Here is an 18,273-nt window from a genome sequence, read left to right as displayed (position 1 = left end):
ATTGCTATTGAATTAATAGCAAACTATTGAATGGATACGGCGGCATGGGGCATCTTTTGCTTCAGGCATGTATCCGCGTTGGCGCCACCGATCCTCAGGTGCCCAGGAAGGCGCGCAGCGCGGCCAGTGTTTCCTCCGGCGCTTCGGTCATCTGGTGGTGGCCCACGGGCAGCATCTCCACGCGCACCGACAGGCCCGCACCGCGCGCCGCGGCGATCAGCCCCTGCGCGGCGCGGGGCTGCGTCATCTGGTCCTGCGCGCCCAGCGCGAACAGCACCGGGCAGGCGAGGGCGGCGATCGCCGCTTCGGCGCCGGCGTAGCGGTCGCAGGCCACGAAGCCGCGGTGGAACACGTTGACCCGCGGGTTGCTGCGCAGCACGCGCCGCCCGAGCGCCATGCCCGCGCCGAAGGCCCAGAAGCCCGCGCCGGAGGGCGAGGCGAGGCTGCTGCGCGAGAACACGTTCACCATGCGCAGCGCTTTCTCGGGCTCGTTCAGCGCGGCCTCGATGAGCGCGGGCGAGACCTTCATCGGGTAGGCCGTGCCCACGAGCGCGAGGTGCGTGGCGGCGGTCCCGAGGCGCGCGGCCGCCTCCAGCGCGATCAGCGATCCCCAGCTGTGGCCCACGAGCGCCGCGCGCTCCACGCCGAGGGCGTGCAGCAGGTCCACCACGAAGCCGGCGGCCTGCTCCACGCTCTCGGGCGCATCGCCCTGGCTGCGGCCGTGGCCCGGCAGGTCCACGGCCAGCACGTTCCAGCCGTGGTGGGCGAGATGGCGGCTCTGGAAGCCCCACACGCTGTGGTCGTTGAGCACGCCGTGCACCATGACCACGGTGGGCCGGGCCGCGTCGAAGGGCTTGCCGCCCGTGTAGGCATAGGCCGCGTGGCCGTTCACGGTCACCTGCATCACGCACCTGCCTTTCCACTGCCGGCGCCACTGCCCGCCTTCTCGGCCGCCTTGAGCGCGCGCTTGAGGTCGTCGATCAGGTCGTCGGGGTCTTCCAGCCCGATCGAGAGGCGGATGGTCCCCTGCGTGATACCCGCCTGCACGAGCGCCTCGTCGTCCATGCGGAAATGCGTGGTACTGGCCGGATGGATCACCAGGCTGCGGCAGTCGCCCACGTTGGCCAGGTGGCTGAACACCTTCAGCGATTCGATGAAGGCGCGGCCCTGCGCGCGGTCGCCGCGCAGGTCGAAGCTGAACACCGAACCCGCGCCGCGCGGCAGCAGCCGCTGCGCGAGCGCATGGCTCGGATGGGATTCGAGCAGCGGATGGCCCACGCGCGCCACGAACGGGTGCGCTGCCAGGAACTCGACCACGCGCCCGGTGTTGCGCATGTGCCGCTCCATGCGCAGCGGCAGCGTCTCGATGCCCTGCAGGATCAGCCACGCCGTGTGCGGGCTCATGCAGGCGCCGAAATCGCGCAACCCCTCGCGCCGCGCGCGCAGCAGGAAGCCCCCGACGGTGGATTCTTCCGAGAACACCATGCCGTGGAAGCCCGCGTAGGGCGCGGCCAGCTCCGGGAAGCGCCCCGAGGCGTCCCAGTCGAAGCTGCCGCCGTCCACCACCACGCCGCCGATCACGGTGCCATGGCCCGAGAGGAACTTGGTGGCCGAGTGGTAGACCAGGTCGGCCCCGTGTTCGAAGGGCCGGATCAGCCAGGGCGAGGTCAGGGTCGAATCGACCAGCAGCGGCACGCCTGCGGCATGCGCGATCTCGGCCACGGCCGGGATGTCCAGCACGTCGAGGCCCGGGTTGCCCACGGTCTCGCCGAAGAAGAGGCGCGTTTCGGGCCGCACGGCGGCGCGCCAGCCGTCCAGGTCGCCGGGCCGCACGAAGGTGGTCTCGATGCCGAAGCGCCGCAGCGTGTAGTGCAGCAGGTTCTGCGAGCCGCCGTAGAGCGCCGTGCTGGCCACGATGTGCCCGCCCGCGCCCATCAGCGTGCAGATCGCCAGGTGCAGCGCGGCCTGGCCGCTCGCCACCGCGATGGCGCCCACGCCGCCCTCCAGCGCCGCCACGCGCTGCTCCAGCACGGCGTTGGTCGGGTTGCTGATGCGGCTGTAGACATGCCCCGGCCGCTCCAGGTTGAAGAGCGAGGCCGCGTGGTCGCTCGATTCGAAGACGAACGACGTCGTCAGGTGGATGGGCACGGCGCGCGCGCCGGTGGCGGGATCGGGCACGGCGCCTGCGTGCAGCGCCAGCGTGTCGAAGCCGGGGTCGGAATGGCCGGGCATCCGTTGTCTCCTATGTGTGATCGCAGCGCAACATTGTGGGCTATATTGCGCGGGCAACCCCGGCCCCCGCACCCCCCGCGTGCGGCGCGGCGTCCCCTTGGAGACCTCCCCCATGAAAGTCAGCGACATCCTCCGCGTCAAAGGCAATACGCTCTACACCGTCACGGCCGACGAACCCCTGGCGAAAGCCGTCGAGGTTATGGCTGAGAAGGACATCGGCTCGCTGGTGGTGATGGACCATGGCGACCTCGTGGGCATGCTCACCTTCCGCGAAGTCATCCAGGCCGTGGTCAAGAACGGCGGCGGCGTGGGCACGCTGCTGGTGCGCACGGCCATGGACGATGCGCCGCTCACCTGCACGCTCGAGACCGAAATGGACGAGGTGCGCCGCATGATGCTCAACCGCCACGCGCGCTACATGCCGGTGATGGACAAGAAGATGCTCATGGGCGTGGTCAGCTTCTACGACGTCGCCAAGGCCGTGGTGGACAGCCAGAACTTCGAGAACAAGATGCTCAAGGCCTACATCCGGGACTGGCCTGAGGAGAAGGAAGCGACCCCCTGAGCCGCTGCGCGGCTTCCCCCTTCTCTCGACGCGCTGCGCGCGTCGGGAAGGGTGACGACGCCAGCGGCCCGGCGAAGCCGGTTCCGCGGCGCCTGCTGGCTTGGCCTGCTCCGCGGCCTCTCGATGGGCGCGGCCGCAGGTACTTGAAGGCTGCGCACTGTGGATGAAGCACGCTGTCTTTATCCGAGGGCGCGCTACGCTGGTGGCCTCGACCCAGCAAGCGGCTCTGGGATAATCCCGCGCCATGAGCGGCAACACACTCGGCACCTTATTCGCAGTCACCAACTTCGGTGAATCCCATGGACCGGCCATTGGCTGCGTGATCGACGGATGCCCCCCGGGCATGGCGCTGTCCGAGGCCGATATCCAGGGCGACCTCGATCGCCGCCGGCCCGGCACCAGCCGGCACGTCACCCAGCGCAGCGAGCCCGACGCGGTCGAGATCCTCTCGGGCGTGTACGAGGGCCGCACCACCGGCACCCCCATCGCCCTGCTGATCCGCAACACCGACCAGCGCAGCAAGGACTACAGCAACATCGCCCAGAGCTTCCGCCCGGGCCATGCCGACTACACCTACTGGCACAAGTACGGCCTGCGCGACCCGCGCGGCGGCGGGCGTTCGTCCGCGCGCCTCACGGCGCCCACGGTGGCGGCCGGCGCGGTGGCGCGCAAGTGGCTGCACGAGAAATACGGCGTGCAGTTGCGCGCCTGCATGACCCAGCTCGGCGAGCTGGAGATCCCGTTCGAGAGCTGGGACCACGTGCATGCCAACCCCTTCTTCGCGCCCGTGGCCGATGTCGCGCGCTACGAGGAATACATGGACGCATTGCGCAAGGCGGGCGATTCGTGCGGTGCGCGCCTGCGCGTGCAGGCCACCGGCGTGCCCGTGGGCCTGGGCGAGCCGCTCTACGACAAGCTCGATGCCGACATCGCCCACGCGATGATGGGCCTCAATGCCGTGAAGGCCGTGGAGATCGGCGCCGGTTTCGGCAGCGTGGTCCAGCGCGGCACCACGCACGGCGATTCGCTCACGCCGGGTGGCTTCGCCAGCAACAATGCCGGCGGCGTGCTGGGCGGCATCAGCTCGGGCCAGGACATCGAGGTCACCATCGCGATCAAGCCCACCAGTTCGATCATCAGCCCGCGCGAATCCATCGACGTGCACGGCCACAGCACCGAGGTCGTCACCAAGGGCCGGCACGACCCCTGCGTGGGCATCCGCGCCGCGCCCATCGCCGAGGCGCTGCTGGCCATCGTGCTGGCTGACCACGCCCTGCGCCACCGTGCGCAGTGCGGCGACGTGGTGCACGCGGTGGCACCGATCCGTTCGTCGCTACTCTGACGCACGGGAGCCGGCTGCCTCCAGCACCTGCTCCATCATCCGGATGCGCGCCATCTCGATCGAGTTGCTGTAAGCGATCGTCTTTCCCCGCGCGTCCTGGCGTTCCTTCAGGTGTTCTGTGAAGTGCTGCTCGACATGGCGGCGGGTTTCCTGCGGGAGATCGTCCAGAACGTTCTTCGAGGTGGTGTGCTTGAAAAATGCCGGCGGCAGTGATTGTTTGCCATTTTTCACGGCGAATCGAATGCCTTGATCGTTTAGATCCTCGCCTTTGCCGTTTTTGGAGTGCATTTTTTCCATGGCCTTGCCCGAATGCAGCATCTCCTTGGCGACCTCCAGGGCGAATACCGCGCATCCCACGGGGCCTTTCTGCATGCCGGTGTTGATCAGCTCCAGACTCGCATGGGTGCCCTCCAGCGCTTTGGGAAGAATGCGTGAGGTTTCCGCGCAGGCCCAGAGGCTGTCGATGGCCACGACCGAGGGTGCGCCTTTCTTGCCGGAAACTTCCACGGCGACGACGTGTTTGGGTATGCCTGCCCCGAATCCCCGATCTATGTTGAGCAGGGCGCGCCATTTCTCACCCTGCCGGGTGTGGCTGACTGCCTCCTTGAAGCTCGAAGACTCTGTATCCGACAGATCGAATACTTTCAGCTTCAGGCCGGGCTCCAGGGTGTTTTGCACATCCACCATGGAACGCTGCCAGCGTGCGTCCTGCTCGGCGACGGGCGCCTGCTTTCCAGTGATATCGAACTGCCGCAACTGGTCGATGTAGCCGCGGACCTCGGCCAGAGGTGCCGCCAGGTTCGTACTGCGCGATGGCCCCGCGCCTTTTGGACTGGTTGCGCCGGATTTCGGCGACGGCAGACTGGCCCGCAGCATCGCGGTAGGCGAGGTCGACGAGCCTGGGCGAGAAGGCAGCTCCGTGGCACCCCCCGTAGGTCTTGAGGTGCTGCGGCGGGCCGCCGGCCCCTGAGGTGAGGCCCCGCCGGTGGGTGAGTAAATGGACGCGCGTCGGCTAGACGCGTCCGTGGAAAGGCATCCGCCCATGTTTAGACTCCTTCGGACCACATGGTGGGCGTTCGCAGCGGCCGGGTGAGTGCAAAAACGAATAGATGCGCTGTGGAGCGAACAGCCTTGCGTGGTCACGGCTGTGCCGTGGTGGCCGGCGTCAAGGGGTGGATACCGGAGCGACTGGCGATACCGCCGAGCCTGTGGCAGCGGGCGCGGCGGTGTTTGCCACCGCCGGTGCGGGCGCCGGTGCCGCGGGTGCCCGGTGGAACCAGCCCATGCGCCATGCCAGCACGCCCAGCACTACCAGCGCCGCGACCACCAGCGCCACGGCCCAGGCGGGCTTGCGCGATTCGGGGAACGGGTCGTCCAGCATGCGCCGCGCGCCCGGGGGCACGTGGGCCGTCTGCGAGAGCGATCCGCCCAGGCGCGTATTGATGCGCATGCGTCCGTTGATGGCCCAGCCGCTCGCGTCCAGGATCGGTCCGAGGCTGCGCTGGCGCAGCTTGAGCCATGCGATCAGCATGCTCGGGCCCGAGATGGCGAGCACGATGCCCGCCAGCGCGATCGGGATCCAGGCCCCCAGGTCCACGAACTTCGCGAACACGCCCACCACCACCGCGCTGAGGCTGCCCAGCGCCACGCCGATCGCCGCGACGGTGCCCACGTCCACGCGGCGCTGGCCATCGGCGGGCGCGGCGGCGGCGTCCGTGAGCGTCTTGGCGGGCGCCTTCGCCAGGCTGCCGGCCGTGGCACCGAGCGACTTCTCCACGCGCGAATCGCTCGCGGCGGCGCGCTTGGCCACCTGTTCCTCGATCATGCGCAGGAACTTCTTGTACGGCGAGAAGAAGGCCTGGGCGATGCTGGTGGGGTTCTCGATGATCTTGGTGATGGTGGCGTCCCAGTCGAGGCCATCGCGGTCGTAGAACACGCCATTGCGGCCCACGAAGAGGAAATCCACGTCGCCCGCCGTGAAGGCCGCGACGATGCCCATCTTCTTGCCCTTGCGCGTGCAGTCGCAGTACGCCAGATAGGTCTTGGCCAGGCCGGCGAGCTTGGCGTGCCGGCCGGCGTCCGGCACCTGCACGGTGAGGTCGCAACTGCGCGCATCGAGGTAGAGCGTGCCGGCCTGGAAGATCGCGCCCTCGCGCTGGTAGAAGGCCGAGAACGAGACGAAGTTGTTCAGCAGCCGGAGCAGATCGCGCTTGAAGCGCAGCAGCTTCTCCAGCGCCAGCGTGTGGCCGTTGTGCGCCTTTTCGGCCTCGTCCTGCGCGATCAGCGCCATCACCCGCTCGCGCACGCCGCTGCCGTGCAACTGGCGGATGGTGTCGGCATCGAGCTTGTCCAGGTGCGTGGCCGGCCGGGCCGAGAGCTGCTTGAGGCAGGGCTGCAGCGCGGAGAGCACGCGCTTCCAGTCGGCCTCGGCCAGCGTGTCGGCGTGCGTGCCCAGCAGCGGTTCGAGGGCCTTCTCGCGCAGCGCCTGGACGGCGGCCGTCCAGGCCGGGTTGATGCCGCGCGCGAGCGGCAGGTGGCCATCGGGCGTGAAGGGCGCCAGGGGCAGGGCGGCCACCGCGTCCGATCCCGGGGAGAGTTCCTGGCGCGCGAGTGTCGCGTAGTCCTCGTCCGAGGGGTGCATGGCGGAGCGCACGCGCGGGTCGTAGGCGGCCAGCCGCGCACGCGTGAAGAAATCGTCCACCTTGTGGCGCACCGCCTGCACGGCCTGCGCCGCCTGCAGGGTGCGGTCGCCCAGCGGCATGCCCTCGGGGTGGGCCTGCACGCCGTCCGCCCATTTCTGGAGCGCATCCACCTCGGCAAAGAACGCCTCGGCCGTCTTGCGGTCCACGCCCGCCGGCTGGTCCGCCACCGCCGGCACGCTGCCGTGCGTGGCCATGATGCGCTCCAGCGCCTCGCGGGCCTCCTCGTCGCCCTCCGCGGCCTGCGGCGGCACCACGCCGTCCCCATTGAAGCGCTGGGCATTCAACTGCTCGCTGCGCTCCAGCACGTCGGCGAGCGTGAGCGTGTCGGCGCCTTCGCGCCCGGCCAGCGCGAGGATGCGGCGGGCCTGCGCGGCCAGCGCGGCGCCGTCCTCCGTGGCCTCGTCGAGCGCGGCGATCGCCAGCGTGTCGCCGGGATGCGCCAGCTCGTCCGGATCGCGCAACTGGGCGCAGGCCCAGGCGCAGGCGGCCAGCAGCTCGGGCGGTCGGATGCGGCCATCGCCGTCCGCGTCGATCAGATCCAGCGTGCGCGCATCGAACTCCACGCCGCGCGTGGGGCAGGCCAAAGCCACCCAGAGTTTCTGGTCGAGCTCGGCCAGGTGCGCGATGTCGGCGCCTGAGCGGATGGCGACCTGGTCCACGCCCCCGGCCCGGAAGAACTGCCAGGGATGCGCGGAGGCGCGGGATGAAGAGGAGGAAGGAAAGGGCGGTGCGGAATGCGGCATGGATCGGCGGGCGGAATGCGGGGCACAACGGGGCGGCCGGAGGCCGCGCCGGGCCCGCTGGGAGCAAGCCGCGGGGCCGCGGCGGCGCGTCCGGCGATTGTGCCGGGGCCGGACAGTGCTGCGCGTAGGACCATGCCCGGCACACCGCGGCCGCAGCGGCGGGGCCACGTTGCACGCACGAGGCAGGGCCAGGCGGGGCTTCAGGCCGGCTCAGGCATCAAAAGTGCGCCATGCCGCCGGATCCATTCGATTGTTTGCTATTTAATTGATAGCAAATGCCTGCGCTGCGCCACGCCGCCCTCGGAAAAGACGGGGCTTGCACGCCGGCCGGACCTACTTGCGCACTTCGTCCACGAGCGCCCGGAACTCGTCGATGTCCTCGAAGCTGCGGTACACGCTCGCGAAGCGGATGTAGGCCACCTTGTCGAGCTTTTTCAGCTCGCGCATGACCAGCTCTCCGATGCGGCTGGACAGCACCTCGCGCTGGCCCAGGTTGAGGAGCTTTTCCTCGATGCGCTCGATGGCGCTGTCGATCTGCGTGGTGCTCACCGGCCGCTTGCGCAACGCAATGCTGAACGAGCCGATGAGCTTGCTGCGGTCGTATTCGATGCGCCGGCCGTCCTTCTTCACCACGTTGGGGAAGTTGACCTCCGGGCGCTCATACGTGGTGAAGCGCTTGTCGCAGGCGCCGCACTGCCGCCTGCGCCGCACGAAGTCCCCGTCCTCGGCCACGCGCGTTTCGACCACCTGGGTCTCGGGGTGGCTGCAGAAGGGGCACTTCATCGGGGCGGGGCAGGGAGGCGCGCGCCGGTCAGCGGTAGACCGGGAAGCGGCTCGTGAGCGCGTGCACCTTCTCGCGCACGGCGGCCAGATTGGCTTCGTCGCGCGGGTTGTCCAGCACGTCGGCCACGAGGTTCGCCGTGATGCGCGTCTCTTCTTCCTTGAAGCCGCGCGTGGTGATCGCGGGCGTGCCCACGCGGATGCCGCTGGTCACCATCGGCTTCTCGGGGTCGTTCGGGATCGCGTTCTTGTTGATCGTGATGTGGGCCTGGCCCAGGGCGGCTTCGGCTTCCTTGCCGGTGATGCCCTTGGCGCGCAGGTCCACCAGCATCACGTGGCTTTCGGTGCGGCCGCTCACGATGCGCAGGCCGCGCTCGGCCAGCGTTTCTGCGAACACTTTGGCGTTCTTGGCCACCTGTTCCTGGTAGGTCTTGAACTCGGGCGTCAGCGCTTCCTTGAAGGCCACGGCCTTGGCGGCGATCACGTGCTCCAGCGGACCCCCCTGCAGTCCGGGGAAGATGGCGGAATTGATCGCCTTCTCGTGCTCGGCCTTCATGAGAATGATGCCGCCGCGCGGGCCGCGCAGGCTCTTGTGCGTGGTGGACGTCACCACGTCGGCATGCGGCACGGGGTTCGGGTAGACGCCCGCGACCACCAGGCCGGCATAGTGGGCGATGTCCACCCAGAGGATCGCGCCGATTTCCTTGGCGATCTTCGCGAAGCGCTCGAAATCGATGCGCAGGCTGTAGGCCGAAGCCCCCGCGATGATGAGCTTGGGGCGGTGCTCGCGGGCCTTGGCTTCCAGCGCGTCGTAGTCGATCTCTTCCTTGTCGTTCAGGCCGTAGGAGACGATGTTGAACCACTTGCCGCTCATGTTGAGGGGCATGCCGTGCGTGAGGTGGCCGCCTTCGGCGAGGCTCATGCCGAGGATGGTGTCGCCGGGCTTGAGGAAGGCGAGCAGCACGGCCTGGTTGGCCTGCGAGCCCGAGTTGGGCTGCACGTTGGCGGCATCGGCGCCGAAGAGCTTCTTCACGCGGTCGATGGCGAGCTGCTCGACCACGTCCACGTGTTCGCAACCGCCGTAGTAGCGCTTGCCGGGATAGCCTTCGGCGTACTTGTTGGTGAGCTGCGAGCCCTGCGCCGCCATCACGGCGGGGGAGGCGTAGTTCTCGCTGGCGATCAGTTCGATGTGCTGTTCCTGGCGGACGTTCTCGGCCTGGATGGCGGCCCACACTTCGGGATCGGTTTGCTCGACGAGGTTGTTGCGTTGGTACATGGCGTGGCAGTCCTATGAATGGTGTCCCTTGGAAAACAAGGGCTGCCCAGGCGAACGGCGGAACACAGCGGGCCTTGCAGCCCGTGCGGTACGCTTCCCAGTGGTTCACAGGATGAGGTTCCTGCCGGATTCCACGTCAGCGGCGGCATCTGCCCTTGCGGGAGCGCCGCGCCTATCGCCAGTCGCGTACCCCGCGAGTGTAGCGGACGCAAGGGCCGGTGAAGGCGCCGGTCGTGCAACAGCCCTCCAGGGCACTTGGGCCAGCGGCCGGCGTTGCGGCGAGGGAGGCAGGCGGTCAGAGTTCCGGCGACAGCAGGGCGACCTTGTCCTCGGCCGTGGAGGGCGTGGCGTCTGCCGTGCCCGCGGCCTTGGCGGGCAGCGTCTGCAGGGGCGCCTGCGTGGAGAGCATGGGCGGCGCCGAAGGGGCCGCTGGCGCGGGCGGCGTGAGGATGGGCACCGAGCGGCCGTTGGCCACCTGGCGCAGGCGCATGTGCTCGGCCATCACCTTGATGGCATAGCCGCCATCGTCCGGCAGGTTGGCTGCGCCCACGTAGTAGCGCAGGCCACCTTCGAGCGAGCCTGCGCGCGCGATGCATTCCTGCAGCACCTTCACGCCCACGCGCAGGTTGCTCACCGGATCGAACGCAGCGCGGTGGCCGCCGAAGTTCTCGTACTTGTCGGTGTGCACGCGGGTCATCACCTGCATGAGGCCCTGGGCGCCGACGGCGCTCTGCGCGAAAGGATTGAAGCTCGACTCGACGGCCATGATGGCCAGGATCAGCGTGGGATCGAGCTTGGTGCGGCCGCCGATTTCGTAGGCTTCGGTGACCAGCGCGGCCAGAGGCTCGGGGGCGACACGGTATTTCTTGCTGAGCCAGAAGGCCACGGCAGCCTGTTCCTTGGGCAGCTCGGTCGGGTTCACGGCCGTGGCGCGTTCACTGGCGTCGGGCTCCATGGGAATGCCCGTCATGGCCACTTGCCGGGCCTGCAGCCAGCCCATGAGTTTTTCTTCGCCGGCCTGGCGCAGGTCCGGCCGGGCGGTGAGGGTGATGACGCCAAACGCGACCGTAAGTCCCACCAGCGCAAAACCGCTGTGGGTGATTTCAAGGAAACCGTCGATCACGTCGGACGCAAACGTTCGCGCTCCGTCGATCACTGTTCCTGACGCTGTCATAGCTCTTCCTTTCTGAGTCGAGGCCTGTTGCGGGGTCCACCAGGGGGGACTCCGTGCCAGGCATCTCGCCTGGATTGGTACGCCATCCGGTTCCTTGCCCCAACGCCTGCGCGAAGCAGAGAGTGGGGAACCGACTTCGCCGGGTTCGGCAGCGATGGAGAGTGGGTTGAAAGCCTCGGTTTTCAAAGCTCGCGGATTCTAGGAAGGTTCTAAATGCAAGGTCAATACTAAGAAATCAATCCTTTAGATCAATTTATTCTCATATGGGTGGATGCAAACACAGTTTTAGCTCTGTTTTTGCAGGGTGCCTGGACACCACGTGACAAGGTAATGACGGGGGATCTCAAGGATGCCAATCGGCTCCGCCGGGATGATTGCGAATCTCGTTTGGACGGCGGCGCGGGATTCGTTAAATTGGAGGCGTCTGACAGTGATCAGGCATCGCCGGAAGAAGCGAAACCACCAGCCGATGGCATGCAGTGCCGTGGCAGGGCAGGCGGAAACTTCCAAGGCAAACCCCTGGAGGCAATACCTTGCCTCCTGCTCCATGGACCTTCACCCTCCATGGTGCAAATCGATGGCAAAGGACCGTTGTGTCAGCCGTCAAGCCCGGTAGCCGGCCGCGAGGTCCTACCGGGCTTTCTTTTTGCGCTTTGTTACCTTTTGCCCGCTGGCGCTTCTGCTGGAATCCAGGCATGCGCAATATCTCTTCGCAGATCAAAAAGTGGGTGGCGGCAGCGCTGCCGCGACAGGGCCGTGCCCGTTTCGGCAACCCCTGGTTGCGGTGGCTGGCCCGCGGCGTGGCCCTGGTTCTGCTGGCATGGGCGGTGGCCTGGTTGACCGTGCCAACGCTGGTGCGCATGGGGATCGAACACTGGTCGCTGTCGCAGTGGGGCCGCAGTGTGCAGGTGGGCCGTGTGGAGTTCAAGCCCTGGACGCTGGAGTTGGCGGTGAACGATCTCTCCGTGGCGGCGGCGCTTCCAGAAGCGCCGCCATTGCTGGAGATTCGCCGTATCTATATAGATATGGAACTGCAGTCCCTGGTAAGACTGGGGCCGGTGCTCGATGCGGTCGAGGTGGATGCTCCGCGGCTGCGGATCACCCGCGAGGAAGGCGGTCGGTATGACATCGACGACCTGCTGCAGCGTTGGGCAGGACGGTCCGTGCCGCAGGACAAAGACGCAGGCAGCAGCGGGGCGCGTTTTGCTCTCTACAACCTGGTGCTGCGCAATGGCGCTGTGGACTTTTCCGACCGTGCGACGGGGCAGTCGCACACCTTGGACGCGCTGGAGCTGGGCATCCCTTTCCTCAGCAATCTGCCTGCCGACCGGGAGGTCACGGTCACGCCCAGGCTGGCGTTCACGCTCAACGGGAGCGCCTTCGATTCCGGCGCGCAGGCCACGCCGTTCGCCGCCGACCGGCATACCCGGGCGCAGCTGCGCATCCAGGGCCTGGACCTGTCGCCGCTGCACGCGTACTGGCCTTCCGGGGTGCCGCTGCGCCTGCGCACCGGCCGACTGGATGCCGCGCTGGAATTCGACTTCATGCAGGCGGAAGACAAGCCCAGCTTGACGGTCACCGGCAATGCGCGTCTGGCGGACGTGCAGATGGAAGGTCCGCCCGGCGCGGCCCCCGTGGCGTTCGACGCGCTCGAAGTGCGTGCTGCTTCGGTGCGGCCCCTGCAGCGTGTGGTGCATCTTTCCTCTGTGGAGTGGGCGGCTCCGCGCCTCGAAGTGCGGCGCGACGCGCAAGGCCGGCTGGTGTGGCCCGGAGCCTCGCGTGACGGGGCGGCAACTCAGCCCGCCGAGCCTCCGGCCTCGACGCAGCCGTGGCAGGTGATGATCGACCGGGTGACAGTGCAGAAAGGCCGCATCGCATGGCGCGACGAAGCGGCCATGCACCCCGTGGCGCTGGAGTGGAACGATGTCCTGGCGCAGGCTTCATCGGTCGCGTGGCCCTGGGCTGGCGGTGTGCCCTTCGCGTTGCAGGCGCGCATGGCGCGGCAAGACGCCGTGCCCTCGGCGGTGGGGCGGGGGCCGACGCTGCGGGCGGCAGGAACGGCCTGGCCCGATCGGGGGCAGGTGGCTGCGTCGGTTCGCGGCGTGCCGCTCTCGGCTTTCGGGGCCTACGCTGCGGCAGCCTTGGCGCCGCAGGTCGATGCGGTGCTCGACGCCGACGCAGGCTTTGCATGGAACCAGCGCACCGGGGCCACGGTCGCGAAGGTCGCCCATCTGTCGGCCGATGGGGTGGCGGTGGCGTGCCCCTCGCCGGAGCGGTGCGCAGCTCCGAAGGCGGCAGGCGGCACAAATCCCGAGGCCATGCCGGCCTCCGCATGGGCGCAGGCGCAGCGGCTGCAGATCGAGGATGCCTGGATCGATCTGACGGCACGTTCGGTGTCCGTCGCCCGGCTCGCTGCCCAGGCGCCTCGGTTGCGCGCCGAGCGCAGCGCCGACGGGCGATGGATGTTCGATCGGTGGGTGGCCTCGTCTTTCGGATCGGCCGATCCTCCGACCGGCGCCGGTGGGCGGGAATCCGGCGCGCCATGGACGGTCCGACTGGCGGACGTGTCCGTGAACGACGGCGCGCTCGCGTTCCGGGATGCGGTTCCCGCAGTGCCCGTGGAATTGCAGATGTCTGCCATTGCGGTGCATGCCCGGCAACTGGCTTTCCCGCCAGTGCCATCGGGCAAGCAGCCATTCCCCATGCCATTGACGGTGTCCGCGCAGGTGGGGGCCGGGCGGCGGGAGCCAGGACGCCTGGCTTATGACGGCACGCTGTCGATGGCTCCGTTCAGCGTTCAGGGCAGGCTGACTGCGCAGCGCCTTCCTCTGCATGCCCTCGAGCCTTATGTGGCCCCTTGGCTCAATGTCCATGTCGTGCGGGCAGAGGCTGGCTTCGAGGGCGACGTGCAATATGCCGATGCTGCGGCCGGCGCCACGGCATCGGTGCGTGGCAACGCGGCGCTCGACGAAGTGCGGGTGCGCGCTGCCTCCGTGCCGGCACTCGGGGCGGAATCGTCCGCAGTGGTTGAGCGTGGGGAAGAGCTGCTGCGGTGGCGCAATCTTGCCTTTCAGGGCGTTCAGGTGGACATGGCGCCTGGCCGGCCTGTCAGCGTGGACGTGCGCGAAACCGCGCTGCGCGACTTCTTTGCGCGCATCGTGCTCCAGAAGAGCGGACGGCTGAATCTGCAGGATCTGATCCGGGACCGCGGCGAGCCTTCCGCGGCGGCGACGCCCTCGGCTGAGCCGCCGCGGCCTGCAGCCGTGGTCCGTTTCGGGCCGGTGGCGGTGTCCGCCGGGGCTGTGCGTTTCACCGACTATTTCATCGAGCCGAACTATTCTGCGGATCTCAGCGAACTGGCCGGCAGGCTCAGCGCGTTTTCTTCAGAACCTATTCCTGGCGGCACAGCTCCGGAAATGGCAGAGCTCGAATTGAAGGGCCGCGTCCAGGGCACCGCGTCGCTCGACATTTCCGGGCGGCTCAACCCGCTCGCCAAGCCACTCGCTTTGGATGTGCAGGGCCGTGTGCGCGACCTGGAGTTGCCCCCGCTTTCGCCCTATGCCGTCAAATATGCAGGGCACGGCATCGAGCGCGGCAAGCTGAGCATGGATGTGGGCTACAAAGTCTTGCCGGGTGGGCAACTGACCGCCACCAATCGGCTCGTGCTGAATCAACTCGCCTTCGGAGAACCGGTGCAGGGAGCCCCTGCCAGCCTCCCGGTGCGGCTCGCAGTGGCCCTGCTGGCAGACAGCAACGGCGTGATCGATCTCGATCTTCCGATCAGCGGTTCGCTCAACGATCCGCAATTTAGCCTGGGCCCCGTCATCCTGCGGGCCATCGGAAGCATGGTGCTGAAGGCGGTCGCGTCACCGTTTTCCTTGCTGGCGAATGCCTTCGGGGGAAGCTCGGCGGAGCAGGGCACCGTCGCATTTGCTCCTGGCAGTGCATTGCTGGACAGCGCAGCGCGCGAGGGGCTGGGCAAGGTGGCCCGGACACTGCGGGATCGCCCGACCCTGCAGTTGACAGTGACCGGCCATGCGTACGCCGAGGGGGAGGAAGACGGCTGGAAGCGTGAACGCCTGGCGGCGCAGGTGGCCTTGCTGCAGCAGCGGCGCCAAGCCTCGTCGGCGGCCCCGTCTGGCGCGCTGCCCTCCGCGCGCTCTGCCGCCAGCGACCCGCTGCCCTATCCGGAAGCGCTCAAGGAGCTCTACCGCCGATCGGACATTGCCAAGCCCCGCAATCTTCTGGGCCTGCCCCGTGATCTGCCTGTCCCGGAAATGGAGGCGCTGCTGCTGTCGCAGATGAAAGTACCGGCTGCAGCCGCGCGTGATCTTGCGCAGGCGCGTGCCGTGGCGGTGCGCGACCATCTCGCAGGGTTGGGGTTGCCCATGGAGCGTCTATTCGTCGGCGCCCCGCGTGTGGACACGGCCCGGGGCGAAACGGCTCCCCAGGCGGAACTTACACTCTCCACCCGCTGAACCCCGCTTTCCCGGGGCTCGCCTGCATCTGCAGGCAGGCCTCGTTGGAGGAAGGCGGTTGCAGCCTGCCTCAACACCCCTATATGCATCACGGTGGCCGGCTTTTCCCTGCGGCCCGTGCCGGCTCACGGGGATCGGCAAACAAAACCGGGCCAAAATAGCGCCTTTGGCGTTCCGCCCGTCCCCGGGGCCGGTGCCTGGGCATAGGTGCCGCCGGCACCAGGCCCTTCCTGATCAGAACCATGTTTCCTTTTTCTTCTCGCAACAAAATGTCTGACGTCCCTGAAGTGAACCCGGCCCCGGCCAAAGCCTCCGAGCCGCATCCGCTGGACGCGTTGACGGGCGGGGCTTTCTCCGCTGCCACCTCGGGCGAACGCGCCTCGCGCATCCGCGACTGGCTGGCCTCCCAGCCCAGCCCCGAACAACTGCAGGAAGTGTTCAAGGAACTGAGCGGCCGCGACAAGGGCGCGGCCCGTGCTGTGCGCGAGCGCCTCGACGAGATCCGCCGTGCCAAGGGCCAGGAAGCCATCGCGGCGGAATGGGCCGAGAAAGCCACCGCGCTGCTGGAAGGCTCACGGCTCCACATTGCGGACGCGCTTGCATGGCAGCGCGATGCCGCAAAGGCCGGTGCCCCGCTGTCGCGCGAGCCGCTTGCATCGCTCAAGACCCGGCTGGCGGAGCGCATGAAGATCATCGAAGACCTGCAGCACCGCGTACAGGTCCAACGCGAGGCCGCCGTGCTGCTGGCACAGCGCATTGAAGTGCTTTCCACGAAGCCCTGGCGCGATGCCCAGGCAGCACTGGACGCATTGCGTGTCGACGTGGATCGCTGGCAACAGCAGGCCGACGAATTGTCGGGCGATGCTGCATGGCCCAGCGTCGAAGCCCGCTTCCCGCCGCAACTCGACGCCTCCCGGACCCAGTTGCTTGTGGTGTGGAACGCATTCCAGCCCGCCATCGCGCAGGCCGCGGCCGCAGCGGAGAACCCTGCGGCTCCGTTGCCACCGGTTCCCGTGTGGGCTGAGGAGCTCCGTATGGCCCGGGGCGAGGCACCCGTCTCTGAAAGTGCAGCCTCTGAAGCGGCCGCGCCCAAGCCGGCAAGGACTGCCAAGCCCGACCCTGTCGCTCGCGAAAAGGCCGAGCAGGCGGTGCGCGCTGCCTTGGTCAAGCTGCAGGAAGAAACAGCGCAGGGGCATGGCAAGGCGTCCGCTGGAGCGGCAGCGGCGCTGCGCGCCGTGCTGAAGCCGCATGGCCGGCATATCGACGCATCCCTGGAACACGAAGTGCACACCGCGTTGGTGGCCGCTGGCGAATTGCAGGGCTGGCAGCGCTGGAGCGCCGACCAAGTGCGTGAGGACCTGGTAGCCCGCGCCGAGGGGCTTCTTCAGCGCCCCGAGGGGCAGGCCCTCGGTGGCCGCAAGATCCAGGAAAGCCTGCGCCAGTTGCGTGAGCAATGGAAGCAGACCGACCAAGGTGGGCAGGCGAACCACGCCCTGTGGAAAAAGTTTGATGAGGCCTGCAACGCGGCCCACAAGGTGGTGGAAGCCTGGCTTGAGAAAGTGCGTGCCGACGCGGCCGAGCACAAGGCGCAGCGTCTGGCGCTCATCGAGGAACTGCAGGCCTGGACTGCCGCGCAGTCCACTGGCGGCAAGCCCGATTGGAAGCAGATAAATCGTGCGCTTCACCAGTTCTCCGATCGGTGGCGCGAAGGTGGCCATGTCAACGAGAAAGTTTTTGCAGAACTGCAGCCGCAGTGGAAGCAGGCTTTTTCCGCGGCGTCGGCGCCTTTCGAGGCTGCGCAGAAGGAAAGCCTGTCCCGCCGCCACGCGATGATCGAGGAGGCCACTGTGCTGGGAAGTGCCCCGACGCTGCGCATCGATGCGGTGAAGCACCTTCAGCAGCGCTGGCAGGCGGAAGCCCAATCGGTGCCTTTGGATCGCAAGCACGAACAGAAGCTCTGGGATGCTTTCCGTAAGCCGATCGATGAAGCATTCAATCGCAAGACGGCCGACCGCGAGAAAGCTGCGGGGGAAATGAGCGCCCATGACAGGGCCGTCCTCGACGCGTCGAAGGCGGTCGAGCAGGCGAACGCTTCTGGCGATGCCCAGCAGATCCGGGCAGCTCTGGCTGCGCTGGAAGCAGCCGTGCGTGGACAGCGCGCTGCTGAAAAACGCGCTCCCGACCAGAGCACGCCGGTTTCGCAAGAAGCCTTGCCTGAAAAGACAGCCGATGATGACGCGCAAGCCGCAGCTCCTGCTGACGCTGCAGAAGCCGTTGCTTCTGCTCCAAAGCCGCAAGCACGCCCCGTGGTCGCTGTGCGTGGCGACGACAGGCCCGGTGCGCGGCGCGATGTACCTGCACCGGCGTCCACCCGCGGTGGCCGACCTGGCGAGCGCGATCGCAGGGATGCCCGTGGAAGCCGCGATGGCACAGACCGGGCCGGTCGATTTGGAGAGCGGCCTGTGGAGCAGCGTGGTCCACGGCTTGGCGACGCGGCCTTCCGCGCTCAGCGCGATGCTTTGGACCATGCCCAGGCAGCGCTGCGCAAACTGGCCGCCCAGGCGCACGGAGAGGCGCTGACCCACCTGCTTGCAGCTTGGGAGACACGCGATGCCGCCCAATTGCCACCCGCTCAGGAACTGGGTGGGCAGGTCTCTTCCAGCGTGCGGAGCACATGGGCGCAGGCCGTGTCTTCATCTCCCGCAGGAGATGCGTCTGAAGCTCTTTTGCGCCTGGAGATGGCTGCGGAAGTGCCGACCCCGGCGGATCAGTTGCCTGCCCGTCGGGCGTTGCAACTGCAGTTGCTGACCCGCCGCAATGATCCACAGCCAGCCCAGACCTGGACCCAGGACGCCGCGCGTGTTCTTGCGAGCCCAAGCGATGCAGTCAGCGCGCGGCGTTTCCAGCAGGCCCTCAAGGCGCTGCTGAAGAAATGAGCCACTGCGTGATTTGAGGGAGGGCCCGGGATCGGGCTTGGCTAG

The 18,273-nt window shown here is 67.9% G+C and carries 11 protein-coding genes and 1 riboswitch; of the genes, 4 read left to right on the top strand and 7 right to left on the bottom strand.

Going from position 1 to position 18,273, the window contains the following annotated elements:
* Positions 1–94 precede the first annotated feature (94 nt).
* Entirely contained in the window at positions 95–904 is an 810-nt protein-coding gene (locus BM144_RS05705; protein ID WP_092950329.1) for an alpha/beta fold hydrolase, read from the bottom strand.
* The gene (locus tag BM144_RS05700) at positions 904–2,232 is read right to left on the bottom strand and encodes an O-acetylhomoserine aminocarboxypropyltransferase (protein ID WP_092950328.1); all 1,329 of its coding nucleotides are present in this window, start codon (positions 2,230–2,232) and stop codon (positions 904–906) included. The genes BM144_RS05705 and BM144_RS05700 overlap by 1 nt, the downstream gene beginning before the upstream one ends.
* Positions 2,233–2,344: 112 nt before the next feature.
* On the opposite strand from BM144_RS05700, the gene BM144_RS05695 reads away from it, so the two are divergent.
* Together BM144_RS05695 and aroC are read left to right on the top strand one after the other, a co-directional pair.
* The gene (locus BM144_RS05695) at positions 2,345–2,797 is read left to right on the top strand and encodes a CBS domain-containing protein (protein WP_092950327.1); all 453 of its coding nucleotides are present in this window, start codon (positions 2,345–2,347) and stop codon (positions 2,795–2,797) included.
* A gap of 244 nt (positions 2,798–3,041) precedes the next feature.
* Positions 3,042–4,139 (top strand): chorismate synthase, encoded by a 1,098-nt coding sequence (gene aroC, locus BM144_RS05690; protein WP_092950326.1) that lies wholly within the window; start codon positions 3,042–3,044, stop codon positions 4,137–4,139.
* Here aroC and BM144_RS05685 read toward each other — a convergent pair.
* The 5 genes from BM144_RS05685 to BM144_RS05665 all read right to left on the bottom strand — a co-directional run bounded on the left by BM144_RS05685 (position 4,131) and on the right by BM144_RS05665 (position 10,814).
* The gene (locus BM144_RS05685; RefSeq protein ID WP_175525958.1) at positions 4,131–5,015 is read right to left on the bottom strand and encodes a YopJ family acetyltransferase; all 885 of its coding nucleotides are present in this window, start codon (positions 5,013–5,015) and stop codon (positions 4,131–4,133) included. The genes aroC and BM144_RS05685 overlap by 9 nt on opposite strands.
* A 289-nt stretch (positions 5,016–5,304) precedes the next feature.
* On the bottom strand, positions 5,305–7,584 hold the full coding sequence (locus BM144_RS05680; RefSeq protein WP_092950324.1) for a hypothetical protein: 2,280 nt from the start codon (positions 7,582–7,584) through the stop codon (positions 5,305–5,307).
* Positions 7,585–7,917: 333 nt separating this feature from the next.
* Positions 7,918–8,367: a transcriptional regulator NrdR gene (gene nrdR / locus BM144_RS05675; RefSeq protein ID WP_092950323.1), complete on the bottom strand. Its 450-nt coding sequence runs from the start codon at positions 8,365–8,367 to the stop codon at positions 7,918–7,920.
* 28 nt (positions 8,368–8,395) lie between these two features.
* Positions 8,396–9,640 carry a serine hydroxymethyltransferase gene (gene glyA, locus BM144_RS05670; protein WP_092950322.1) on the bottom strand — a complete coding sequence of 415 codons (1,245 nt, stop codon included), beginning with the start codon at positions 9,638–9,640 and terminating at the stop codon, positions 8,396–8,398.
* A 37-nt stretch (positions 9,641–9,677) separates the two neighbouring features.
* Positions 9,678–9,836, bottom strand: a riboswitch (ZMP/ZTP riboswitch).
* A 99-nt stretch (positions 9,837–9,935) separates the two neighbouring features.
* Positions 9,936–10,814: a lytic transglycosylase domain-containing protein gene (locus BM144_RS05665; protein WP_092950321.1), complete on the bottom strand. Its 879-nt coding sequence runs from the start codon at positions 10,812–10,814 to the stop codon at positions 9,936–9,938.
* Between the two features lie 593 nt (positions 10,815–11,407).
* On the opposite strand from BM144_RS05665, the gene BM144_RS05655 reads away from it, so the two are divergent.
* Both BM144_RS05655 and BM144_RS05650 read left to right on the top strand, forming a co-directional pair.
* Complete coding sequence (locus tag BM144_RS05655; RefSeq protein ID WP_245783553.1) at positions 11,408–15,292, top strand: DUF748 domain-containing protein; 3,885 nt, start codon at positions 11,408–11,410, stop codon at positions 15,290–15,292.
* A 242-nt stretch (positions 15,293–15,534) separates the two neighbouring features.
* Positions 15,535–18,228, top strand: coding sequence for a DUF349 domain-containing protein (locus BM144_RS05650; protein ID WP_092950318.1), 2,694 nt, complete (start codon positions 15,535–15,537; stop codon positions 18,226–18,228).
* Positions 18,229–18,273 lie beyond the last annotated feature (45 nt).

The sequence above is a fragment of the Paracidovorax konjaci genome, assembly GCF_900112675.1.
Lineage (GTDB): Bacteria > Pseudomonadota > Gammaproteobacteria > Burkholderiales > Burkholderiaceae_C > Paracidovorax > Paracidovorax konjaci.
Note: the sequence above shows the minus strand (reverse complement) of the source record. Positions and strands in the feature narration are given on the sequence as shown.